Below are 23552 nucleotides of genomic sequence, written 5' to 3' on the forward strand. Positions count from 1 at the left end.
ATTAACGAGTCAAACGCATTTCACGTTCCGCTTCGGTCAACGAAGCGAGGAATGAATCACGTTCGAAGACGCGGTTCATGTAAATTTTCAGTTCTTTTGAACCAGGACCTACAAGCTCGATACCCAGTTGTGGCAAACGCCACAGTAACGGAGCTAGGTAACAGTCAATCAAGCTGAACTCTTCACTCATGAAGTACTCGTACTCAGCGAAAACAGGACCAAGAGTCAGAAGATCGTTACGCAGTTTATTGCGCGCAGCTTCTGCTTCTTCAGCACTACCTTTGACTACTTTTTCAGCAAGGGTGTACCAGTTTTTCTCAATGCGGAAAATCATCAGACGGCTATTACCGCGCGCCACAGGATAAACCGGCATCAATGGTGGATGAGGGAAACGCTCATCTAGGTATTCCATGATGATCTTTGAATCGTAAAGCGCAAGCTCACGGTCAACTAAAGTTGGTACTGTTTTATATGGGTTAAGCTCAATCAGCTCAGCCGGTAGATTTGCTTCATCGACAAGCTCAACTTCAACACTTACACCCTTTTCTGCTAGAACAATACGTACCTGATGGCTATACATATCAGATGCACTTGAAAATAGAGTCATCACAGAACGTTTATTGGCAGCTACAGCCATGGAGCCCTCCAGCACACTTACATAATAAAAAACAATGGAGGCTAAGCCTCCATTGTTAAGTTCAAAAATTGGAAATTAGCACGGTATGTTAGCACAATTAGTGCACATCACGCCAATACTCTTTCTTCAGTAGTACAACCACGATAGTGAAGATGACAAGGAAAGCCATCGCCCACCAACCTAGAGCATGACGCTCAAGTTTGACAGGGTCACCTGAGTACTCAAGGAAGTTAACCAGATCGCGCACGGCGTTGTCGTACTCTTCACGGTTAAGTTCGCCTGTGCCAGTTGATTCAACGCCAACCACTTTAGTCACTTCCTGACCATCTACGATATGCGTTTCGTAAACTGGTGAAGGGATACCTTGCAGTTCTTCAAGAACGTGAGGCATACCAACGCTCGGGAAGACAATGTTGTTGACGCCAAATGGGCGACTTGGGTCTGCATAGAAAGAGCGCAGGTAAGTGTAAAGCCAGTCTGTACCTCGCACGCGAGCCACAAGCGTTAGGTCTGGCGGTGGAGCACCAAACCATTTCGCTGCTGAGTCTTCACTCATAGCATTTTCCATCAGATCGCCTACCTTAGCTTCAGGATCAAAGATAAGGTTCTCTTTAAGTAGATCAGTAGGAATACCAATATCACGCCCGACACGCTCATAACGCTGATATTGCGCTGAGTGACAGGCAAAACAGTAGTTCATAAACAACTTCGCACCATTTTGCAGCGAAGCTTGGTCGGTCAAATCGTTGTTTGCTTTATCAAGTGGTACTTTCGCGCCCGCTGCCATCGCTAATGAAGGCAGCATTGCAAATAAAATTACAATCCATTTTTTCATTTGAATGTCACCCTTTCTGGTAGTGGCTTAGTCGCTTCGTTCTTACTGTAGAAGTACAGCAGTACGAAGAACATGAAGTAAGCTAAGCTAAAGATCTGAGCTAGCAGCGTATAAGTTGGTGTTGCAGGTAGCGCACCTAGAACGCCTAACGCGATAAAGCTGATCGTAAACTGGATGATATTGAATAAATGGAACTTACTGCGGTAACGGTAAGAACGAACTTTACAACGGTCTAACCACGGCAGAAGGAATAGCACTACGATTGATGCGCCCATTGCAATAACACCCAGCAGCTTATCTGGAACCGCACGTAGAATCGCGTAGAACGGCGTGAAGTACCATACTGGCGCAATATGCTCAGGTGTTTTTAGCGGGTTAGCGGCTTCAAAGTTAGGTGGCTCAAGGAAGTAACCGCCCATCTCTGGGTTGAAGAACAGCACGTAACAGAACAGGAACAAGAATCCAGCCACACCAACCATGTCTTTCACTGTCCCGTAAGGGTGGAAAGGAACGGAATCGATGATGTCGTACTTCTTCGTATAGTCTTTATGGAATTTAAACTGCGTCTGGTAGTCATCGCCCATAGAGCCTTTTGGCAGTTTAGTTTCAATGCCGTCAGGGTTATTCGAGCCCACCTCATGTAGTGCAAGTACGTGCAGAACAATAAGCAATAACAGCACGATAGGTAACGCGATAACGTGCAGTGCAAAGAAACGGTTTAGCGTCGCACCTGAGATAACGTAGTCACCACGAATCCATAGTGTTAAGTCATCACCGATAACCGGAATCGCACCAAATAGCGAGATGATTACCTGGGCACCCCAGTATGACATCTGACCCCAAGGGAGTAGGTATCCCATGAAAGCTTCTGCCATTAACACGAGGAAGATCAGCATACCGAACAGCCATAGAAGCTCACGAGGCTTTTGGTATGAGCCGTAAATTAAGCCACGGAACATGTGCAGGTAGACCACAACAAAGAACGCTGACGCGCCTGTTGAGTGCATATAACGCAGTAACCAACCGTATTCGACATCACGCATGATGTATTCAACAGAGGCAAACGCGCCATCACCGGATGGGACGTAGTTCATTGTTAACCAAATACCCGTAAGGATTTGGTTGACCAAAACAAGCATTGCCAATGAGCCAAACAGATACCAGAAGTTAAAGTTCTTCGGCATCGGGTACTCAGAAAGGTGCTTCTTGTACGCATTCATTGCGGGTATGCGTTTTTCTACCCAATCAAGTAGAGCTTGCATTATGCCTCCCCTTCTTCGTCAACACCGATAATAATCTTGGTATCGCTCAGATACATATGTTTAGGAACAACTAGATTTAATGGCGCTGGAACGCCCTGGAAAACACGTCCAGCCATGTCAAATTTCGAACCGTGACATGGGCAGAAGAATCCTGATTTCACACCCTGAACTTGCTCGCTAAAACTGTCAGGTAAATAAGTAGGTGAACACCCGAGGTGTGTACAGATACCAACCGCGACAAAGTACTCAGGCTTTATTGAGCGGTAAGCATTTTGAGCATAAGTCGGTTGCTGTTCTTCGCCTGAAGAAGGGTCACGTAACTGACCATCAAGATCTTTGAGCATATCAACCACTGATTGTGCGCGGCGAACTACCCATACCGGCTTTCCTCGCCACTCGACGCGTACCATTTGCCCTTCTTCAAGTTTACCGATATCAACTTCAACAGGGGCACCCGCCGCTTTGGCTTTCTCACTTGGGTTCCAAGATTTAATAAAAGGAACGGCGACTGCAGCAGCCCCTAAACCACCAACAACAGCTGTTGTTGCAGTTAAGAAACGTCTGCGACCGTTATTTAAAGGCGCATTGCTCATCCAAACATTCTCCCATTTGCTCATTGTGGATTGTTATTATTCCGCTTAAAGAGCATGGCTAACAAAATACGAATTTAGTTGTATTTATTTGATGGCAAATGATAAATAAAACCCTACTTTTTGACAAGATAAAGCTACCTTTTTGTAACATTTGTGAGGCGAATCGCCTATGAGGTCACAAAAGCAGTATAACTAAGACAAAACAATCAGTAAGTACGGGGGAGATAGGACTTTTTTAGAGTAGAAAAACAAAAAAGCCTGGCAAGAAGCCAGGCTTTTGTATCCACATTCCAATGCAAGCATTGAACGTAAATCTTTTCGAAAAAAGATTAACGCTTAGAGAATTGTGGTTTACGACGTGCTTTACGTAGACCAACTTTCTTACGTTCAACGCAACGAGCGTCACGAGTAACGTAACCAGCTGCACGTAGAGCAGGACGGAAAGACTCATCGTATTCCATTAGAGCACGTGTGATACCGTGACGGATCGCACCTGCCTGACCTGAAATACCGCCACCTTTTACAGTAACGTATAGGTCTAGTTTATCAGTTAGTTCAACTAGCTCTAGAGGTTGTTTAACAACCATGCGAGAAGTTGGACGACCGAAGTACTCATCAAGGCTACGCTTGTTGACTACAATGTTGCCGCTGCCTGGTTTAATAAAAACACGCGCAGCTGAGCTTTTGCGACGGCCAGTGCCGTAGTATTGATTCTCTGCCATTTTCGAAATCCCCAATTAGATGTCTAGTACTTGTGGTTGTTGAGCAACATGGTTGTGCTCAGCGCCAGCGTAAACTTTCAGCTTACGGTACATAGCACGGCCAAGAGGACCACGTGGTAGCATACCTTTAACCGCTAGCTCAATCGCCATCTCAGGCTTACGATCAATCAGCTTTTCAAAAGTGATTGATTTTAGGCCGCCTGGAAATTCAGAGTGACGGTAGTAAATTTTACCTTTAGCCTTGTTACCAGTTACAGTAACTTTCTCTGCATTGATAACGATGATGTAATCACCAGTGTCAACGTGAGGAGTGTATTCAGCTTTATGTTTGCCACGTAGGCGAGATGCAATTTCACTTGCTAGACGGCCAAGAGTTTTACCTTCAGCGTCTACAACATACCAGTCGCGTTTTACAGTTTCTGGTTTAGCAACGAAAGTTTTCATGCTAATAATAACCCGTTAATATTTAGATTTACACTTAAGGAGCTTTCGCTCCCACTGACTAAGAGTCCAGTCAACACCCCTTCGAGTGGTTGCACTCTCGACCCGTTATGTCGAAATACCTTCGATAATCAAGGTCTGCAGTAACGGTGGGTCGCAGGATTATAGAGAAGTCAGTTGAAAAAATCACCTCTTTTCGGCAAAAAAGGTATTTTTTTTTGCCCGGCAAGCCAGATAGCTCCTAGCTTAAGCTAAATGCTCTCTCGCGAGGTATTCATGACTTTGCATTTCTATCAATCGAGATTGGCAGCGCTTAAATTCAAACTCTAGCTGACCACCGGTATATAGTGCACCCAGTTCAACTTGTGCCGAGATGATTAACTTAACGTGACGCTCATAAAACTCATCGACCAAGGCAATAAAACGTCTGGCGGCATCATCTATCGTAGATCCCATCTGCTTAACATCGGCCAACAGCACCGTATGGTAAATACGTGAAATTTCAATATAGTCATTTTGGCTGCGTGCCGATTGGCATAGTTGTTCAAAACTGGCGTGTAATACCCCATCCGATGCCTGAATAACATCAATCTGACGATGGTTAATCTCTATTGAGTCGACGACACGTTTATTGTCACCAACTAATTGTTCGTAATAATGACGCAGGTTCTTGTCTGCCTGCTCATCGAGCGGCGAGTGGTAAATTTCAGCTTGCTCAAGCGTCCGTAGTCGATAATCAATGCCACTATCAACATTCAATACCTCACAGTTGGTCTCAATAAGCTCAATCGCTGGAAGGAAGCGTGCTCGCTGTAAACCATTGCGGTACAGATCTTTAGGTGGGATATTCGATGTCGCCACCAAAATAACGCCACGTTTAAATAGCGCTTGAAACAAGGTACCTAAGATCATCGCGTCAGTAATGTCAGAAACAAAAAACTCATCAAAACAGATGATCTCTGTCTCTGCTTTAAAGGTATCAGCAACCAGCTCCAATGGATCGTTAACATCACCTAATGCATTCAGTTCATCGTGTACGCGGTACATAAAACGGTGAAAGTGAACTCGCATCTTTTTTTCGGTCGGTAATGCCTCAAAGAAAGTATCAACCAGATAGGTTTTTCCACGCCCAACACCGCCCCAAAAGTAAAGCCCTTTAGGTATGTTATGTGGTTGCGGTTCAGGTCGATTAAACCAGTTACGCCAGCGTGTTTTTTTTTCGACGGGTGTCGCCATGTAATCAATAAACTCATGATAGAGTCTATCAAGAGCGGAAACGGCTTGAAGTTGAGCCGCATCTTTTTGAAAACCGTGTTCTTTTATATCTTTTTGGTAGATTTCTAGTGGCGTCATCGCTTCGTTACCTGATGAAGAAGACTGTTAAACTGCTATGTAGAGCACATGCATTTTGCTTTATTGGCTTACGCTCTCATAGTAACATGTCCAATGAACATGTGTAACTAACCAGTAAAAAACATGTTAAATAACAATGATAAGGAGCAATTATGCCTTGGATCTACGCCCTAGTAGGCTTGCTTGTTGGTCTGGTGCTTGGTGTCGCTATTTCTCGTTTCACCACACCAAGTTACAAAAAACAGAAAAGCGTACAAAAAGATTTAGACAGTGCTAAATTCGAATTAGAACAACAGAAGCAAGATCTAACCGATCACTTCGCTCAAACTGCAGAAATGCTCGATTCACTTGGTAAGGAGTACACCAAGCTTTATCAGCATATGGCCAAAACCTCTGCCGAATTGTTGCCCGCTATTCCAGAACAAGATAACCCATTCATTAAGAAGATCACGCAGCAAGACAACGTTGAAAACGGCGAAATCAATCATAGCGCTGATATTCAACCACTGAATGAAGCACCGAAGGATTACGCTTCAGGTTCGACTGGTCTATTAAAAGATCATAAAAAAGAGATTCTCGACTCTCAAGACGTGGTTTCCGCTAAAGCGTCATAACAACAATCTTATTATGCTGAACTTTACTAAGGTTTTTTAGTCATAACTCTTGATAACTGTCCCTTGATTTCGAATGTTTCGTACAAATATTAGATTCATGGGTTGTTAATAAATTAGGAGTATCCGATGAAAAAACCTTTGCTCGCATTAACAGTTCTTTCACTTAGCTTAAGTTCAATCATCACTCCCATTCAGGCAACGGCAGCCCTGCCGTTCGCTGTGAGTGGTGAACAGATGCCAAGCTTGGCACCTATGCTGGAAAGAGTCACTCCCGCCGTGGTCAGCATTTCTGTAGAAGGCACTCAAGTCTCTAGACAGCATGTTCCCGAACAATTTCGTTTCTTCTTTGGCCCCGACTTTCCAACGGAGCAATTGCAAGAACGTCCATTTCGGGGATTAGGCTCTGGCGTTATTATTGATGCAGACAAAGGCCATATAGTGACTAACTACCACGTCATTAATGGCGCAGAAAAGATTCGCGTCAAACTGCATGATGGCCGAGAGTACGATGCCGAACTTGTCGGTGGCGATCAGATGTCTGATGTCGCACTGCTCAAACTTGAAAAAGCCAAAAACCTGACCGAAGTAAAAATAGCCGACTCGGACAAATTGCGTGTCGGTGATTTTGCTGTCGCGATTGGTAACCCATTTGGCCTCGGCCAGACAGTGACTTCAGGGATTATTTCAGCGTTAGGGCGAAGTGGCCTCAACATTGAAAATTTTGAGAACTTTATCCAGACCGATGCGGCAATCAACAGCGGTAACTCTGGTGGTGCACTGGTTAACCTGAACGGCGAATTGGTGGGTATTAACACTGCGATTTTGGGGCCAAATGGCGGCAACGTCGGCATTGGTTTTGCGATTCCATCTAATATGATGAATAACCTCACTGCCCAAATCCTTGAGTTTGGTGAAGTGAAACGCGGAATGCTCGGTGTTCAAGGTGGCGAGATAACTTCTGAACTGGCTGACGCGTTAGGTTATGAATCAAGTAAAGGTGCTTTTGTTAGTCAAGTGGTGCCAGACAGCGCTGCCGATAACGCAGGGCTTGAAGCGGGTGACGTGATTGTGTCGATTAACGGCAAGTCAATAAACTCATTTAGCGAACTGCGAGCAAAAGTCGCCACATTGGGCGCAGGAAAATCAATCACGCTAGGTGTGGTTCGTGATGGTAAACAGAAGTCATTTGACGTTGTGCTCGGTGAGCAAACCAATGTCAAAACCACAGCTGACAAACTGCATGAAGGGTTATCTGGGGCTGAGTTGACCAACACCAACGCCAGTGACTCAGTTCAAGGGGTCAAAGTCAGCGCGATCGAGCCAGGTTCAAAAGCAGAAGCTTACCAGTTGCAAAAAGGCGACATCATTATCGGTGTCAATCGGCAGCGAATTAAGAACCTAGCTGATTTCAGACAGGCGCTTGAAAAACAGCCTGGTGTACTCGCGTTGAATATTCAACGTGGCGATCGCAGTATTTACTTAGTCATTCGTTAAACTGACACGGGTAAAAACGCGACATCGCTTGTAAAGGACAGCCACTCTATCGTCGCTGTCCTTTTCTTCTTCTCTCATCTAGTGCTATTCTTGCCCAACTTATTTACTATTACGATTGATGAGGAAGTATGCTGCAATTCATATTGCGCTCTGTTGGCTTGGGTTTAGCCACGGCAGTCCTGCTTTTAGTCACCATGCCCTCCCTTCGCTCCACCGTGCTCCCTCCCAGCATCGAACCAAGTACTGACATGAGTCCGCAAGCGCAAATATCTTTTAATACCGCAGTACGTAAAGCAGCGCCTGCCGTCGTTAATATTTATAGCCGCAAGTACACTGAGGATGATCGCTCCAAGCTATTAACGCAAGGACTCGGCTCTGGCGTTATCGTGAGTGAAAAAGGTTACATCATTACCAACTATCACGTTGTGGCTCAAGCCGATCAGATTATTGTTGCGCTGCAAGATGGCCGTGTCGCCGCCGCTCAGTTGGTCGGTAAAGATCGTCGCACCGATATTGCCATCTTAAGCGTCGAAGGGGACAACTTACCCGTGATTCCTCTTAATCCACAATATAATCCCAAAGTCGGCGATGTGGTTTTGGCGATTGGTAACCCGTACAACTTAGGTCAAACCACCACCTTCGGCATTATTTCTGCCACCGGGCGCTCTTCAATTAGCGCCGACGGCCACCAAGCATTTATTCAAACCGATGCTGCGATTAATGAAGGTAATTCTGGCGGCGCTTTGGTCAATACCCGTGGTGAATTAGTCGGTATCAATACCGCTTCATTCCAACAAGCTACTGAGCTTGAAACTTATGGCATCTCATTTGCGATTCCCTACTCGCTAGCCAATAAAATCATGCAAAAAATCATTGCTGATGGACGAGTTATCCGTGGCTATATTGGCATTGATGGCCAAGACATCAACTCAGTGACTTCCCGCTTGCTCGGTAACGAACACCTAGGCGGCATTGTGGTACTCGGTATTGATCCAAATGGTCCCGCAGCCGAAGCTGGCTTTGAAGCGCAAGATATTATTTTGAAGATAGATGGGCAGAAAATTAACGGCCGCCAAAGTGTCATGGATCTGGTCACAGAACTTAGACCAGGTACCAGCGTTGATGTCCTCGTCTTGCGCAAAGGCGAAGAGAAAACACTCAACGTAACCATACAAGAAGACACGCGCGAATAACCACTTCGCTCAAAAATAAAAAACCCATGCCGTGGCATGGGTTTTTGTTTATTTACTCTTCGTTATCAGGCTCAGTATGCGTCGACTCAACTTCAATCCGAGTCACTCGCTGCAGACCACGCGGTAACAAACTACCACGTCGACCTCGCTCGCCACGGAAGTTGTCAAGATCGGCCACTTTAAGACCTAACTTACGTTTTCCTGCATACAGAGTGATAGCGCTGCCTTGTGGCAAGGCGATAAGGTGTGAAACATACTCTTCTCGCTCTTTCGCTTTAGCCGCTGGAATATTGATGATCTTATTGCCTTTACCTTTACCTAATTGTGGTAAATCTTTGATCGGGAAGAGCAACATACGACCTTGGTTAGTAATTGCTAAAATCTCATCATGATCGAGATCACCAACACATTTCGGCGTCAATACTTGTGAGTTAAGTGGCAAGGTCACCAAGGCTTTACCGCTGCGATTTTTCGACAATAAATCACTACCTTTACACACAAATCCGTAACCAGCATCGGATCCAACTAACCATAGCTGTTCTTCCTCACCCATCACGACATGACGGATATTGGTACCGGCATTGATATTCAGTCGTCCGGTAATCGGCTCGCCCTGACTACGTGCAGAAGGTAATGAGTGGGACTCTAACGAATAGCTACGTCCATCACTGCCAATGAATACTGCTTGTTGACTGCTCTTTCCTCGCGCTGCTGCAAGGAAATTATCACCCGATTTATAGTTGAGGCCTTCAGCATCGACATCATGACCTTTCGCATGACGAATCCAGCCTTTTTCAGATAATACGACTGTGATCGGTTCACTTGGCACCAAGTCGCGCTCGGTCAGCGCTTTTGCTTCCGCACGCTCAACGATCGGTGAACGGCGGTCATCACCATACTTTTCAGCGTCCGCTTTAATCTCTTTCTTAATCAATGTATTCAGACGGCGCTCAGAGCCCAGTAACTGTTCTAGTTTCTCACGCTCTTTTTCCAGCTCTGCTTGCTCACCACGAATCTTCATTTCTTCAAGCTTGGCAAGATTACGAAGCTTGGTGTCTAGCACCGCGTCTGCTTGAATGTCAGTAATACCAAAGCGCGCCATTAGCACGGCTTTAGGATCATCTTCGGTACGGATGATCTCAATCACCTCATCAAGGTTGAGGTAAGCCACCAGCAAACCTTCCAAGATGTGTAAGCGAGCCATGACTTTATCAAGACGATATTGCAAGCGGCGACGTACGGTCGAACGACGAAACTCAATCCACTCCGCAAGAATCTGTACTAGCCCTTTCACTTGCGGACGATTGTCGAGACCAATCATGTTCAAGTTTACCCGGAAGTTCTTCTCTAAATCCGTTGAGGCAAACAGGTGGTTCATCAACTGATCACAGTCGATTCGATTTGAACGAGGCACTACCACAATGCGGGTTGGGTTTTCGTGATCAGACTCGTCACGTAAATCATCAACCATTGGCAACTTTTTAGCGCGCATTTGATTGGCGATCTGCTCAAGAAGCTTAGCGCCAGACACTTGATGTGGCAGTGCCGAGATAACAATGTCACTGCCTTCTTTATGCCACACCGCACGCATTTTGATGCTGCCACGACCAGTACGATAAATTTTCTCGAGTTCGGCTTTAGGTGAAATAATTTCAGCTTCAGTCGGGTAATCAGGGCCTTGAATGTGAGTCATCACATCGGCCAATTCTGCGTTAGGGTTGTCAATCAGATGAATCGTGGCATCCGCGACTTCACGCACATTATGTGGTGGAATGTCTGTCGCCATACCAACAGCAATACCTGTCACACCGTTAAGCAATATATGCGGCAGTCGCGCTGGCAGCATTTGTGGCTCTTTCATTGTGCCATCAAAGTTTGGCTGCCACTCAACCGTACCTTGGCCAAGTTCACCCAGCAAAACCTCTGCGAATTTAGACAATTTCGCTTCGGTATAACGCATCGCTGCGAACGATTTAGGGTCATCTGGTGCACCCCAGTTCCCTTGACCATCGACCAAAGGATAACGGTACGAGAACGGCTGAGCCATCAGCACCATCGCTTCATAACAAGCCGAGTCGCCGTGCGGATGATATTTACCGAGCACATCACCAACGGTACGTGCCGATTTTTTATACTTCGCCGATGCTGAAAGACCCAGCTCCGACATTGCGTAGATTATGCGTCGCTGAACCGGTTTAAGGCCATCGCCAATGTATGGCAATGCTCGGTCCATGATGACGTACATTGAGTAGTTGAGATAAGCGTCTTCAGTGAACTTGCGCATTGGCAACTGTTCAACGCCATCATAAGTAATTTCTGTCGACATTCGTTAAACCTCTGCCATATCGCCGTAATTTTGTAGCCAAGCCCGACGGTCATCTGCACGTTTTTTGCCTAACAACATATCCATCATCTCGATGGTCGCATCACTATCATCGATAGTGAGCTGAACCAGACGACGCGTATTGGGATCCATCGTAGTTTCACGCAGTTGCAGTGGGTTCATTTCACCCAGACCTTTGAATCGCTGCACATTAATCTTGGCTTTCTTCTTCGACAAACGCTCTAAAACGCCCTCTTTTTCGTCGTCATCAAGGGCATAAAATACTTCTTTACCACAATCGATACGATACAGTGGCGGCATCGCGACATAGATATGTCCAGCTTCGACCAATGCACGGAAATGACGGGTAAACAGCGCACACAATAAGGTGGCGATGTGCAATCCATCCGAGTCCGCATCGGCAAGAATACAGATCTTACCGTAACGTAAACCACCAAGATCATCGTTGTCAGGGTCAATACCAAGCGCGACGGATATGTCATGCACTTCTTGCGAAGCCAGTACTTGATCCGATGACACTTCCCAAGTATTAAGAATCTTACCGCGCAGCGGCATTACCGCTTGAAATTCACGATCACGTGCTTGCTTAGCACTACCGCCTGCTGAGTCCCCTTCGACAAAGAAGATTTCAGTACGGCTTAGATCTTGTTGTGAACAGTCGGTGAGCTTACCTGGCAGTGCTGGGCCTGAGGCCACTTTCTTACGCACCACCTTCTTACTCGCCCGCATACGGCGGTGTGCATTAGCAATACACACTTCTGCCAGCAATTCAGCCAGTTGCGGTTTCTCATTAAGCCACAGGCTAAACGAGTCCTTAACCACACCAGACACAAACGCCGCAGTTTGACGAGAAGACAAACGCTCTTTGGTTTGACCCGCAAACTGAGGATCTTGCATTTTCACTGACAAGACATACGAGCAGCGATCAAAAACATCATCGCCAGTCAGCTTCACGCCACGAGGAAGTAGATTACGGAACTCACAGAATTCACGCATCGCATCAAGCAGGCCTTGGCGTAAACCGTTAACGTGAGTGCCCCCTTGCGCGGTAGGGATCAAGTTAACGTAGCTCTCGGTGATCATATCACCGCCTTCTGGTTGCCAAATTATCGCCCAGTTCGCCGCTTCAGTTTCTGCGGTAAACTCACCGGTATAAGGCTCCTCAGGTAACACCGTATACCCTTTCACGCCTTCAGCTAGGTAATCTTTGAGGCCATCTTCGTAAAGCCATTGGTACTCTTTACCATTGACTCGATCGCTAAAGGTAATCTCGAGCCCTGGGCAAAGAACGGCTTTGGCTCGCAAGTTATTGACTAAGCGCGTTACTGAGAAGTTACCTGAATCAAAATATTTGGTCTCTGGCCAGAAATGAACACTGGTCCCCTTATTGCGGCGGCCACAAGTACCGGTCACCGTTAAATCAGAGACTTTATCACCATGTTCAAACGCGATTTCATACACTTGACCATCGCGGCGCACGGTGACTTCAACTCGCTTGGACAGCGCGTTTACCACCGAGATACCAACGCCGTGTAAACCACCGGAGAATTGATAGCTTTTATTTGAGAACTTACCACCTGCATGCAATTTACATAAGATGAGTTCGACCCCAGACACTTTCTCTTCTGGGTGAATATCAACAGGCATGCCACGACCATCGTCGGTCACTTCGAGTGATTGGTCGGCATGCAAAATCACTTGAACTTTTGAAGCGTGTCCAGCGAGTGCTTCATCGACACTGTTATCGATGACTTCCTGACCTAAGTGGTTAGGGCGTGCTGTATCCGTATACATCCCTGGTCGGCGACGTACTGGCTCCAAACCATTAAGAACCTCAATGGCTCCTGCATTATATTGTTCAGTCATAATACGGAATATCGTTATAGAGAAAAAAAAGATAAACTTGGTGGGCGATTCATCAGGCATTTGCGCCAAACGACAAGACTATTGTGCTTGAGCATTGCTGTTAACGAATAACCAATCGCACTAAATCCACACAAGTACTGGTGAGACATAGTCTGGAACAGACCCAATTATGTCAAGAGAGAGATCGAAGTAACAAGTAAATTTATGACTCTTCCCTCAATGAGCATCAAAGCTCGAGGAATTCAATGATTGACTCAGGGTAACGTTCAAAGCCAACAAAACTGTGGTTACCGCCTTGCTCGACGGTTTGTTGCGAGCCTGATAAGTGACCAACGGCTTGACGATAGTCTAAAACTTCATCGTCTGTTTGCTGCAATAGCCAAAAATCGTTCGGCCGTTCAATTACTGGAGTATCGAGCGCTTTGAGCTCTTCGATATGTTTATTTTCAAGGGTATAGCGTTCGTGAGTGTACGGGTTTTCTTGCTCACCAAGAAAGTCGGCTAATAATTCATAAGGCTTGATCGCTGGATTGACCAACACTGCTTTAAAACCAAACTGAGCATTAAGCCACATCGACATATAGCCACCCAAAGAGCTACCGACTAAACCGATACGGTAGTCCTGCTGATGTTGATTGACAATATCCAGTAAGTGCTGCGCCGCTTGCTGAGGAAAACAAGGTAACTGAGGAATCACTACTTTTATCTCGGGACGATGTTGATGACAATAGTCGCGCATTAGGTTGGCTTTAAGCGATAGCGGAGAGCTGTTAAACCCATGAATATAAAGCAGTAGTGATGGTTTCATGTGAATATCCTTAAAATCTGCCGCTATTAATAACCTGCAGAAGTGAAATCAGGTTGGAAGCTCCCTGGCGCAAGACGTTTTACTTGAGTACTCAAGTTCCCATCGCAGTAAAGCTCAAGCTCACGCCAACCTGGAGACAGCGTATCCAACGCAAAATCATCGCTATTGGGTTTAAATTGAATACAAGTTGACGGTGTCGCCATAACACGTACACCTTGATGAACGACATTCATATCTTGATGAACATGTCCACACATAACCGCTTTAACATTGTTGTATTTTTCAACTACTTGCCAGAAATTCTCGGCATCTTTCAGCGTATGCTGATCCAACCAGCGACTACCAACTAATAATGGGTGATGATGCAGTAGCACTAAAGTATGACGCTGTGGGTATTGTGCCAATTTGTCTTCAAGCAACTGCAACTGTTGATCACTTAACCGACCATGGGGAACACCGACGACCTGAGAGTCCAACATGATCATTTGCCAATGCTCACCGAGCAGCACATGCTCGATCTGCTCAATTTGGCAAGAAGGCAATACCGATTGCATGCTCGGTTTAAAGTCGTGGTTACCTGGCAGCCAAAAACAGGTTTTATTTAATGGGGCAATCCCCTCAGAAAAACGTTGATACGAACCCGCACTGTGATCTTGCGAAATATCCCCGGTTGATAGGATTGCATCAAATGAAAACTCTTGCGCAGCAACGGCCGCGACGACAGCATTAAAACTGTCGAGGGTTTTAACGCTCAGCAAAGTGCCGTCCGCTGGCTCAAACAAGTGAGTGTCAGTAATCTGGACTAGCTTAATCGTACTGCTATCTGATGAACTTGACGTTACTTTCAAAACATAAACCTAAATATTCAATGGAGTGCGACTGATACCCTGTCGCAAACAAAACGAAAGCCAATCACCTAAAAATCGATTCAGCTGTACTTTCTCATCTTGCTGCAGCATTTTGTCGTTAGGATATTCATAGCGAGCATTAACACGTTGCAGGTGCTCACAACGACTCACTTCAGCCACTCGAGCGTCGTGATAGAGCCTGACAGACATTGTTGGCAATGGAAATACTGGAACGTCATCACTTTGACAGATATCAACCAAAGTTGTGTACTTTGTGACTTCTACCACTTGTATTTGATAGGTCATGGACGCGGCTTGGTAGCAACGCACATCATCCACGCTTGGTTGATTTGGCAACAAAGCGTTCAGTTTGGCGTAATTGGTCTCGTATGTACGCATCAGGTCTGAAAGATCAACATGATACGGTTTTTTTTCTGCTACTTGTGCCATTGTGTTTTCAACCGTTGGTGGTTTAGCTCTAACCATTGCAGCGCAATGATCGAGGCGCCGTTTTCAAACTTTCCTTCCACTACCCATTGGTAAGCTTGTTGTCGTGATACCACATGTACACGGATATCCTCACCTTCATAGTCTAAACCATGAACGCCATGCGCTGTCGTTGCATCTACCTGACCAACGTACACATCCAACAATTCAGAGCAGCCACCCGCAGAGGGATAATAAGAGGTAACTTTTTCAATCACACCAATATCGATGCCTGCCTCTTCAACCGCTTCGCGACGAACCACCTCTTGTGCACTCTCTTGGCGGTCAATCATGCCAGCTACGATTTCAAGCTGCCAAGGGCGCGAATGTTCAAGCGCACCAACACGAATTTGTTCGATAATCACCACTTGGTCAGTCACCGGGTCATAGGGTAACAAAGCGGCAGCGTGGCCACGCTCAAACATCTCGCGCTCTATCACCTCACTCCAGCCACCAGCAAACAACTTATGCTTGAAGCGATACTTCACCATAGAGAAAAAACCTTGAAAGAGTATTTCTTTTGAGATTATTTTGACATCTTGTGCAGTAAATGAGTGTTGTTGATCGTCAGACTGTTGCATTTGGCACCTCACTGAGTGAATCTTATAGTTTACTCAGACAGATGCTTAACTTCCAAGGATATGGCTCAACTTTTTATATAATTTTTATAAAATATTTTAAATTGATGAATTGAGCATACTGTTCAAGTGGATAGTTAAGTGTAAAACTTTGCAATTTTTTTGAACGAATGACTACCATTTAAGTTAAACTCTTGAAGATTAAAATTTTTCATAATTTGCTAGGAATAAGATCTATGAAGAAACTGCTTCCATTCGTTATTAGTGCAGCCTTAGGCAGTATGAGTACCTCTGCTCTAGCTGACACACTAGCGGAAATCTACAATCAAGCGAAAGAAAACGACCCAACGCTATTAAGCGCCGCTGCGAAGCGTGATGCCGCCTTTGAAGCAGTGAACTCTAGCCGCTCAACTTTGTTACCACAAATCAATTTAACTGCTGGCTATAATTTAACCCGTGGCGATACAGACCTCGACTCGGGTACGACACGTGATAACGACCAAAACGCACTCACGGCCGGGATTAACTTCTCGCAAGAGTTATATCAACGTTCAAGCTGGCTCACACTCGATGTGTCCGAGAAAACCGCTCGTCAAGCCGACGCATCATTCGCGGCAACCCAGCAAGCGCTTATTCTTCGTGTTTCAACCGCTTACTTTAACGTACTGCGCGCCCAAGATAATTTAGAGTTCGTCCAAGCAGAAAAAGCCGCGGTTGGCCGTCAACTTGAGCAAACCAAGCAACGTTTTGAAGTGGGCTTATCAGCGATTACTGACGTGCATGATGCACAAGCACAATACGACGCTGTGTTAGCCGATGAAGTACTCGCGCAAAATAGCCTAGTCAATAGCTACGAAGGTCTGCGTGAAATCACTGGCCAACAGCACGACGATCTAGACGTACTTGATACTCAACGTTTCTCTGCCACAAAAACCCAAGCCGCGATTGATGCACTGCTTGAAGAAGCCCAGCAGAAAAACTTAAGCTTGTTATCTGCACGTATTGCTCAAGACGTTGCAAAAGACAATATTTCTCTTGCCAGTTCAGGCCATCTACCTTCTTTAACATTAGATGGTGGTTACAGTTATGGTGATCTCTCTAATACTGGTATTGGTTCTACTGGCTTTAATTCAGACTCTACGACCAACAACTTTAATATTGGCGTCAACCTCAGCGTACCGCTTTACACCGGTGGTAATATTAGCTCACAAACTAAGCAAGCTGAATTCAACTATGTGGCAGCAAGCCAAGATCTTGAAGCGTCTTACCGCAACGTAGTCAAAGATGTTCGTGCCTTCAACAACAACATCAGCGCTTCGATTGGCGCCCTGCGTGCTTATGAACAGACGGTGGTTTCAGCACGCTCAGCTCTCGAAGCAACAGAAGCTGGGTTCGATGTCGGTACACGTACTATCGTTGACGTTCTTGATTCAACACGTCGCCTTTACGATGCCAACAAGAACTTATCTAACGCACGTTACGATTACATTTTAAGCGTACTGCAACTGCGCCAAGCTGTTGGTACGTTAAGCGAGCAAGATGTCTTAGACATCAACGCTGGTTTAAAGAAAAGCTAGTTTAAACTTGTTTAAAAACAAAAGGCTTGCTCATTGAGAGCAAGCCTTTTTTATTGTCTGAGACGATCGTTCCAAGTTAGTAAATCTTGTCGACCGCCACTTGTTTATTGACCACCCAAGCCTTTTTGCCCTGGTCACTCAATTGCAACGCAATATCCACTGGCTGTTCTGGATCTAACGGTACTTGCCACTCGAACGCCACTTCCCATTGATTTGGGCTATAAGTACGCAATTCGACGGCTTCACCTTCGATTAGCCATACCTGCTCACCCTGTTGAATCGAGACCACTTCAACATTGATCGTTGGCGTTAGCCCCTGTTCAGAGTCGAGTAACAGTGAACCATGTAAGATATTGTCTTGCCCTTCACCGATCGCCGGCATCATATCAATCCACACGGTGCTTTTCAGCGTCACGGTCGCCTCAGAGATGGTCACAGGTTGATCTTGCTGCCAATCCATCGGCTGAGTGCTACACCCCACCAGCAGAGCGGCGCCTAGACTGATAAATGCGAATTTGTTCATTGTTTCACCTTAGCCATTTGACCTTTGTCTTAACCACTGTTTAAGAATTTGTATATCATTGTCATACTCATTCTTCATCTCTTCAACCCAATCGTCGATATTTTCCCACCACGCAGGTAAATCCGGCGATTGCGCTTTTTGTGCGACCCTTTGGATATGCTTAAGGCCAATCGATCCTGCCGCACCTTTTATTTTATGCGCTTCAGAAACGATCCCCTCTTGATGTTTAGCTACCATGTTTGAATCAAGAACTTGGAGGTATTCCGGCATCATCTCTTCAAACATCACGATACTATCGAGTACCGGCTGAGGCCCAACGATACTGATATACGATTCGAGCATATCGAGATCAAGCAGACGATAATATATCTCTTCACTTTCACTGAGTTCTGGCTCGCTTGCAGTGGCAACAGACACCTCTTCCGGTTGCGCTTTTGCGGGAGAGAACTTAGCCAGCACCTCTTGCATCGCCGTCACCGATAGCGGCTTACTGATCGCGTCATCCATTCCTTTATCGAGATATTCACGTTTGTTTTTCAACACATTGGCGGTCAATGCGACTAACGGTGGTAAATCAGAATAGGTGCGCCTAAAGTATTCCGCGACATCAAAACCTGTCATGTCGGGCAATTGAATATCTAAAAACACCAGATCGTAAATTTCTGGATCAAACATCTCCATCGCTTCCATGCCCGTCATTGCCACCGAAACTTCGTGGCCCATGCTTTCTAGCAATGAGCGAGCAACGGTGATGTTGAGTTCAATATCTTCTACCATAAAAATATTAAGCTCTTGCGAGGTCGCCGACTGCAGCGCTGGTAACTGAGGACTCTGCGCCAGAGGCACACGAATGGCCACCGTGAATGTGCTACCAAAACCTTCTTCACTTGAAACGGTAATATCGCCGTCCATCATCTTGATCAACTGTTTAGAAACCGCCAACCCGATACCAGTTCCGACCGCATGCAGGTTATCTTTACCCGACTTAACTTGATAATACATTGCAAATATCTTATCCAGTTCTTCGTCTGGTATGCCAATCCCACTGTCTTCCACTTCCATGACAATATTAGCGAAGTCTCCGTCCACTTCAGAGCTAACGGACATCACGACCCCACCTTCCTTGGTAAACTTCATTGCATTGCTGACTAGATTCCACAGCACTTGGCGCAAGCGGGTCGCATCCACCTCAATCGCCGTCGGCAGATCACTGAGCCGCTCTAAATCAAAGCGAAGCCCTTTCTGTGAGGCCATCAAGGCTGAAATACTTTCCATCTCAGCGATAAACTCTTCAAAGTTAAGCGGCGCAGGGTAAAGCTCAAGTTTACGACGATCAAACTTATCCATATCGATGATGTCGTTGAAAATATTACCTAAGGTAATCGCACTGACGTTGATGGTTTGCATATGATTGCGCTGCTCAGGCGTTAGCTGCGTATCAAGCAGCATCCGACTCAAGCCGACAATGCCATTGAGCGGCGTTCTCAATTCATGACTGATGGTCGAAATGAAGGTGGTCTTATCGCGACTCGCCTTCTCTAATGACTCTTCGTGACGTTTGCGTTCGGTAATGTCTCGGCCAAAGCCCACCAATCCTAGGTGACGCCCCTCTTTACTGTAAAAGGGCACTTTGCGTAGTTCGAAGTAGTTACGTCTGCCATCAGGGTATTCAAGCCACTGCTCATAGGTCAGCGCTTGGTTGTCAGCAAACACTCTCTGATCGGTATCAACAATTTGTTGAGCGACCTCTTTGCTGTACACATCCCATGGCGTCAGGCCGACTAACTGGCTCTCTTTCTTGCCGGTCAATTCCTCCATTGCCCGGTTACAACCGGAAAACACACCATCGGCATTACGGTAATAGATAAGATCAGGTGAGGCATCAATAAACGAGCGCAGTAAAGCGGTTCGCTCAGCCAGTTCGACCTGAGTTCTCTCACGCTGAAATACCTCATTTTCGAGGTCTTTCATCGCTTCCTCACGTGCTTCTTCGGCTTTAATCCGCTCTTCAATCTCTTGATTGAGCTTGGCAATATTTTGCTGCAGCTTTTGATTCAGTTCTTGGTCACGCGAGCGCATGTCTTTGAGCTTCGACACCAACTTAGAAAGACGTTGGCGAGACTCTTCTAATTGATCAACCACCACGGAAAGGAAGTACACCGCCCAAGGGGTAATTAACAAACCAAAGAACACCGAGCGGACAATATCGATATCATCGACATGCCCACTGAGGACTAAAGTAATACCAACTTGAACCACAACGGCAAGAGCAACGAGCGCCAAGGCAAGGAGAATAGAAAAACGTAGAATGCCCAGTTTAACAAGCAGATCGACATAATACTGAGCGAGGTTTTTAATTGGCTTCATTCACAGCTCCGCACGGTAACAGTGGTAAAATTTTACCTGTTTTCCTCAGCGACAGCTAAAAAAACCTTTATCGATAATGGGTTAATTCTCTGATGTGTGATGCACACAGGTTTGATTACGGCCATTGGCTTTGGCTTGATAGAGCGCACTGTCGGCCAACGCCACGATAATTTCACGGCTATCAAGAGGTTGTGGCGTAAGTGACATCAAACCAATACTAATGGTGACCTGCGTCGACACATCGGACGCTTGGTGTTCAAGTGACAAGTCAGCAATTCCTTGATGGATGCGCTGAGCAACTTTAAGTGCCCCATCGGTGGTGGTATTGGGCAAAATAAAAGCAAACTCTTCGCCCCCATAACGGGCGACACAATCGCTTGAACGAGTCAGCACCTGCTGAAAGACCTTGGCCACTTTAATCAACGCTTCATCACCACGTTGGTGGCCATACAAATCATTATAATGCTTGAAGTAGTCGATATCACACAGCATCACCGTCAGTGGCTGCTTTTCACGAATATGCAAATACCATACGGTCTCTAACTGTTCGTTAAAGCGGCGGCGATTAGCAATTTGAGTTAAGCCATCAATAAAGCTCAAACGCTCTAATTCTTGATTGGCTTCTTCTAGTTTCTGCTCTGCCAGATAACGCTCGGAAACATCACGCGCCATGATTAACACGCCATTAGTCCCCGAGGCAGGGTCGCGAAACGGTGATTTCACTACATCGTACCAAATAAACTCCCCATCACTTCCCATCACACGGTCGATGTAACGTAAAGACTTACCTTCGTATAACACCTTATTATCGGTGTCAGATAAGCGTTGATAGACATCATCATCAATGACATCTTGCAATCGTTTACCAATCAAATCATCGACGTGTGCAATCCCCAACGCTTCAACGAAAGGTTGATTACACGCTTGATAAACCATGTTTTCGTTAAAGATGCCGATCGAATCTGGGCTCGATTCAAGGATATTTTGTAAGATGGTATCGCGTTGAGCCAAGGCCACTTCGGTGTCACGGCGCTTTTCCATCTCATCACGCAGGTTCTTTTGCATGTTGTGCCAATCAGTCACATCATGGCTAATGCCGAGCGTCCCAATCGACTCTCCATCCGAAGCAATCAGAACACTTTGATAGCTTTCCAACAGACAACTGCGGCCATCTGGAGTAATGGTCCAGCGGCGATTGCTAGCGCGGCCTTTAATAATGCCGTGAATATCTGCACTTCCCTCTTCTTCACGTCCTTGCCAGAAATTTTTAAAAGCGCGATTGGTTGAAACTAGCTGACCCGTTTGATTTTTAATAAAGATCAGTTCAGACAAATTATCAAAGGCACTTTTGATCACCGATAGCGACGCGACTTGAGCTTGAAGTTCTTCAGTCGTGCTTTGATGCGCCGAAAAATGCAGCGTCCAAACCACACGATGGCGAAACCAAGTTTTGCGCCCAGTAACATCCAATTTGACATTATTGTTATCTGAAATTGGCCAGGTGAGTAAATGCGAAGTGCGAGGGTGCAGCTTAAGAGGAGCAATAATTGACAAGAGAAATGGAGCGGTCACTAAATCCGGTAAAATAAACTGTTTACCGACCACACGAACGGCCAACAGCTCGCTCGCCACGCAATTTGCCAACAACAGTTGGCCACTTTGGCCGTCGATCACAAGTACCGCGTGTGGCGACGAGAGCATCAGATCAGTGATGTGTGCTTGAATGCGAATATAGAGCGCCAACATCACACAACAAAACAGCGTAATGATGACAACATCAATCCAATATTCTCGTGATGTCTCCCACAACCAAACTAGAAATGGCTCCATTCGATCACTCTAATTCATAATGCCCATGACATAATGGTACAAAAGATATCAGGTTATTGCCGAATCATCAGCCTTTATTATTGGTTTTGTATATATAAATGGTTGATTTAGAAGCGACCCCTGAGGACCATCTTGATCAAGTGTTCGGCCAATTTCTGTCATCGCCAGCCAACGATTTTCACACCACAATGGCGCCAGCAGCGTTGGCCTACGTGCGGCAGAAGAGACGCGATGATAAACCACATCGGCAGGTGTCATGCGAATCAATTCACTGGCGATTGCAACGTATTGATCCAGCTCAGGGGCCTCAAGCCGCCCCGCTTTCCACGCCTTCGCCATTGTGCTGCCTTCGACAATATGCAAACCGTGTAATTTGATGCCGTCGGTACCAACCGCCAAAACCTGTTGTAGAGTCGCTACATTGTCATCTCGGGTCTCTTTCGGTAACCCCACAATAAGATGGGTACACACTTTAATGCCCAACGCGCGTGCACGTTGAGTGATCTCTGCGTAACACTCAAAATCGTGGCCACGATTAATACGCTTAAGCGTCGTGTTATTGGCTGTTTGTAAGCCAAGCTCAAGCCAAATCTCATACCCTTGTTCGACATACCCCGACAGCAGTTCTAATACCGCATCTGGCACACAATCAGGACGAGTACCGACACACAAGCCAACAATATCCGCACACTCAAGCGCTTGCTCATACATGCTCTTCAATACCTGAACTTCTGCGTAAGTACTGGTATAGGCTTGAAAGTATGCGAGGTATTTTTTCGCTCGGGTAATTTCACCGGCGCGATCGAAGAGTTGCTGTTCGATGCTGTGGATTTGCGCTTGCTCATCAGCAAAAGAAGCAACGTTACAAAAAGTACAGCCGCCTTTACCTATGGTTCCGTCTCGATTTGGGCAACTGAAGCCACCATGTAAAGTGAGCTTATGCACCTTCTCTCCATAACGGCGCTGTAAATCTTGTCCAATGGTATTGACCAGTTGATGAAGTTGCATGCGACACTCGCTCAAAACGAAATAAATATCATTAAGATCAATGTAATTAAATTACACTTTTGAAAAAAATTAAGGGAGAAATGTAACGATTTCAAACAAGTTAGATGTTAAGCAAAGTCAATAAACATGCAGAAAACATCGGTCAAAAGCCAATTGTTAAGCAAAAGTTAAAC

General features: G+C 45.8%; 21 protein-coding genes. 4 read left to right on the forward strand and 17 right to left on the reverse strand.

The features are described from left to right. Position 1: 1 nt before the first annotated feature. The 7 genes from sspA to zapE all read right to left on the reverse strand — a co-directional run bounded on the left by sspA (position 2) and on the right by zapE (position 5843). Positions 2-637 carry a stringent starvation protein SspA gene (gene sspA / locus ViNHUV68_RS11615; RefSeq protein ID WP_038174145.1) on the reverse strand — a complete coding sequence of 212 codons (636 nt, stop codon included), beginning with the start codon at positions 635-637 and terminating at the stop codon, positions 2-4. Between the two features lie 97 nt (positions 638-734). Continuing rightward, positions 735-1472, reverse strand: coding sequence for a cytochrome c1 (locus ViNHUV68_RS11620; RefSeq protein ID WP_038174147.1), 738 nt, complete (start codon positions 1470-1472; stop codon positions 735-737). After that, positions 1469-2734, reverse strand: a complete 1266-nt coding sequence (locus ViNHUV68_RS11625; RefSeq protein WP_038174148.1) for a cytochrome bc complex cytochrome b subunit — start codon at positions 2732-2734, stop codon at positions 1469-1471. Before ViNHUV68_RS11625 ends, ViNHUV68_RS11620 begins: the two co-directional genes overlap by 4 nt. Then, entirely contained in the window at positions 2734-3327 is a 594-nt protein-coding gene (petA, locus tag ViNHUV68_RS11630; RefSeq protein ID WP_038174149.1) for a ubiquinol-cytochrome c reductase iron-sulfur subunit, read from the reverse strand. The genes ViNHUV68_RS11625 and petA overlap by 1 nt, the downstream gene beginning before the upstream one ends. Positions 3328-3656: 329 nt before the next feature. Then, positions 3657-4049, reverse strand: a complete 393-nt coding sequence (gene rpsI, locus ViNHUV68_RS11635; RefSeq protein WP_038174151.1) for a 30S ribosomal protein S9 — start codon at positions 4047-4049, stop codon at positions 3657-3659. Positions 4050-4064: 15 nt separating this feature from the next. After that, positions 4065-4493, reverse strand: a complete 429-nt coding sequence (gene rplM, locus ViNHUV68_RS11640) for a 50S ribosomal protein L13 (protein ID WP_038174153.1) — start codon at positions 4491-4493, stop codon at positions 4065-4067. 243 nt (positions 4494-4736) lie between these two features. Next, on the reverse strand, positions 4737-5843 hold the full coding sequence (gene zapE / locus ViNHUV68_RS11645) for a cell division protein ZapE (RefSeq protein WP_038174154.1): 1107 nt from the start codon (positions 5841-5843) through the stop codon (positions 4737-4739). A gap of 152 nt (positions 5844-5995) precedes the next feature. Between zapE and zapG the strand changes: the two genes are divergently transcribed. The 3 genes from zapG to degS all read left to right on the forward strand — a co-directional run bounded on the left by zapG (position 5996) and on the right by degS (position 9144). Continuing rightward, complete coding sequence (gene zapG / locus ViNHUV68_RS11650; RefSeq protein ID WP_391088246.1) at positions 5996-6457, forward strand: Z-ring associated protein ZapG; 462 nt, start codon at positions 5996-5998, stop codon at positions 6455-6457. A 126-nt stretch (positions 6458-6583) separates the two neighbouring features. Continuing rightward, positions 6584-7951 carry a DegQ family serine endoprotease gene (locus tag ViNHUV68_RS11655; protein WP_038174157.1) on the forward strand — a complete coding sequence of 456 codons (1368 nt, stop codon included), beginning with the start codon at positions 6584-6586 and terminating at the stop codon, positions 7949-7951. A gap of 128 nt (positions 7952-8079) precedes the next feature. Then, a complete protein-coding gene (gene degS, locus ViNHUV68_RS11660) occupies positions 8080-9144 on the forward strand; it encodes an outer membrane-stress sensor serine endopeptidase DegS (protein ID WP_391088248.1) in 1065 nt (354 codons plus the stop codon). A 52-nt stretch (positions 9145-9196) separates the two neighbouring features. Here the strand turns inward: degS and parC are convergent, their stop codons facing one another. From parC to nudF, 6 genes are all read right to left on the reverse strand, one after another. Beyond that, entirely contained in the window at positions 9197-11470 is a 2274-nt protein-coding gene (gene parC, locus ViNHUV68_RS11665; protein ID WP_391088250.1) for a DNA topoisomerase IV subunit A, read from the reverse strand. Between the two features lie 3 nt (positions 11471-11473). Further along, positions 11474-13354, reverse strand: coding sequence for a DNA topoisomerase IV subunit B (parE, locus tag ViNHUV68_RS11670; protein ID WP_038174161.1), 1881 nt, complete (start codon positions 13352-13354; stop codon positions 11474-11476). Positions 13355-13580: 226 nt separating this feature from the next. Beyond that, complete coding sequence (gene yqiA, locus ViNHUV68_RS11675; RefSeq protein ID WP_100752097.1) at positions 13581-14162, reverse strand: esterase YqiA; 582 nt, start codon at positions 14160-14162, stop codon at positions 13581-13583. 26 nt (positions 14163-14188) lie between these two features. Next, entirely contained in the window at positions 14189-15010 is an 822-nt protein-coding gene (gene cpdA, locus ViNHUV68_RS11680) for a 3',5'-cyclic-AMP phosphodiesterase (RefSeq protein ID WP_391088252.1), read from the reverse strand. A 9-nt stretch (positions 15011-15019) separates the two neighbouring features. Next, positions 15020-15460: a DUF1249 family protein gene (locus ViNHUV68_RS11685; protein WP_038174167.1), complete on the reverse strand. Its 441-nt coding sequence runs from the start codon at positions 15458-15460 to the stop codon at positions 15020-15022. Further along, positions 15448-16077 (reverse strand): ADP-ribose diphosphatase, encoded by a 630-nt coding sequence (gene nudF / locus ViNHUV68_RS11690; RefSeq protein ID WP_038174168.1) that lies wholly within the window; start codon positions 16075-16077, stop codon positions 15448-15450. Before nudF ends, ViNHUV68_RS11685 begins: the two co-directional genes overlap by 13 nt. A gap of 233 nt (positions 16078-16310) precedes the next feature. On the opposite strand from nudF, the gene tolC reads away from it, so the two are divergent. Beyond that, positions 16311-17651, forward strand: coding sequence for an outer membrane channel protein TolC (gene tolC / locus ViNHUV68_RS11695; RefSeq protein ID WP_038174169.1), 1341 nt, complete (start codon positions 16311-16313; stop codon positions 17649-17651). A 76-nt stretch (positions 17652-17727) separates the two neighbouring features. On the opposite strand, the gene ViNHUV68_RS11700 is transcribed toward tolC, so the two are convergent. The 4 genes from ViNHUV68_RS11700 to ViNHUV68_RS11715 all read right to left on the reverse strand — a co-directional run bounded on the left by ViNHUV68_RS11700 (position 17728) and on the right by ViNHUV68_RS11715 (position 23379). After that, the gene (locus ViNHUV68_RS11700; RefSeq protein WP_038174171.1) at positions 17728-18174 is read right to left on the reverse strand and encodes a hypothetical protein; all 447 of its coding nucleotides are present in this window, start codon (positions 18172-18174) and stop codon (positions 17728-17730) included. 9 nt (positions 18175-18183) lie between these two features. After that, positions 18184-20541, reverse strand: a complete 2358-nt coding sequence (arcB, locus tag ViNHUV68_RS11705) for an aerobic respiration two-component sensor histidine kinase ArcB (RefSeq protein ID WP_391088254.1) — start codon at positions 20539-20541, stop codon at positions 18184-18186. Between the two features lie 81 nt (positions 20542-20622). After that, entirely contained in the window at positions 20623-22371 is a 1749-nt protein-coding gene (locus tag ViNHUV68_RS11710) for a diguanylate cyclase domain-containing protein (RefSeq protein WP_391088256.1), read from the reverse strand. Positions 22372-22419: 48 nt separating this feature from the next. After that, positions 22420-23379 carry a TIGR01212 family radical SAM protein gene (locus tag ViNHUV68_RS11715; protein ID WP_038174174.1) on the reverse strand — a complete coding sequence of 320 codons (960 nt, stop codon included), beginning with the start codon at positions 23377-23379 and terminating at the stop codon, positions 22420-22422. Between the last annotated feature and the right edge of the window lie 173 nt (positions 23380-23552).

Source organism: Vibrio sp. NH-UV-68 (genome assembly GCF_042940635.1).
Classification (GTDB): Bacteria; Pseudomonadota; Gammaproteobacteria; order Enterobacterales; family Vibrionaceae; genus Vibrio; species Vibrio pacinii.

Excerpts from the sequence above, each read along its gene's own strand:
- degS (WP_391088248.1), top strand. The coding sequence starts at position 8,080 with ATGCTGCAATTCATATTGCGCTCTGTTGGCTTGGGTTTAGCCACGGCA.
- arcB (WP_391088254.1), bottom strand. The coding sequence starts at position 20,541 with ATGAAGCCAATTAAAAACCTCGCTCAGTATTATGTCGATCTGCTTGTT.
- parE (WP_038174161.1), bottom strand. The coding sequence starts at position 13,354 with ATGACTGAACAATATAATGCAGGAGCCATTGAGGTTCTTAATGGTTTG.
- rplM (WP_038174153.1), bottom strand. The coding sequence starts at position 4,493 with ATGAAAACTTTCGTTGCTAAACCAGAAACTGTAAAACGCGACTGGTAT.
- ViNHUV68_RS11685 (WP_038174167.1), bottom strand. The coding sequence starts at position 15,460 with ATGGCACAAGTAGCAGAAAAAAAACCGTATCATGTTGATCTTTCAGAC.
- ViNHUV68_RS11715 (WP_038174174.1), bottom strand. The coding sequence starts at position 23,379 with ATGCAACTTCATCAACTGGTCAATACCATTGGACAAGATTTACAGCGC.
- ViNHUV68_RS11620 (WP_038174147.1), bottom strand. The coding sequence starts at position 1,472 with ATGAAAAAATGGATTGTAATTTTATTTGCAATGCTGCCTTCATTAGCG.
- nudF (WP_038174168.1), bottom strand. The coding sequence starts at position 16,077 with ATGCAACAGTCTGACGATCAACAACACTCATTTACTGCACAAGATGTC.
- parC (WP_391088250.1), bottom strand. The coding sequence starts at position 11,470 with ATGTCGACAGAAATTACTTATGATGGCGTTGAACAGTTGCCAATGCGC.
- rpsI (WP_038174151.1), bottom strand. The coding sequence starts at position 4,049 with ATGGCAGAGAATCAATACTACGGCACTGGCCGTCGCAAAAGCTCAGCT.
- sspA (WP_038174145.1), bottom strand. The coding sequence starts at position 637 with ATGGCTGTAGCTGCCAATAAACGTTCTGTGATGACTCTATTTTCAAGT.
- zapG (WP_391088246.1), top strand. The coding sequence starts at position 5,996 with ATGCCTTGGATCTACGCCCTAGTAGGCTTGCTTGTTGGTCTGGTGCTT.
- ViNHUV68_RS11625 (WP_038174148.1), bottom strand. The coding sequence starts at position 2,734 with ATGCAAGCTCTACTTGATTGGGTAGAAAAACGCATACCCGCAATGAAT.
- tolC (WP_038174169.1), top strand. The coding sequence starts at position 16,311 with ATGAAGAAACTGCTTCCATTCGTTATTAGTGCAGCCTTAGGCAGTATG.
- petA (WP_038174149.1), bottom strand. The coding sequence starts at position 3,327 with ATGAGCAATGCGCCTTTAAATAACGGTCGCAGACGTTTCTTAACTGCA.
- ViNHUV68_RS11700 (WP_038174171.1), bottom strand. The coding sequence starts at position 18,174 with ATGAACAAATTCGCATTTATCAGTCTAGGCGCCGCTCTGCTGGTGGGG.
- yqiA (WP_100752097.1), bottom strand. The coding sequence starts at position 14,162 with ATGAAACCATCACTACTGCTTTATATTCATGGGTTTAACAGCTCTCCG.
- zapE (WP_038174154.1), bottom strand. The coding sequence starts at position 5,843 with ATGACGCCACTAGAAATCTACCAAAAAGATATAAAAGAACACGGTTTT.
- ViNHUV68_RS11710 (WP_391088256.1), bottom strand. The coding sequence starts at position 22,371 with ATGGAGCCATTTCTAGTTTGGTTGTGGGAGACATCACGAGAATATTGG.
- ViNHUV68_RS11655 (WP_038174157.1), top strand. The coding sequence starts at position 6,584 with ATGAAAAAACCTTTGCTCGCATTAACAGTTCTTTCACTTAGCTTAAGT.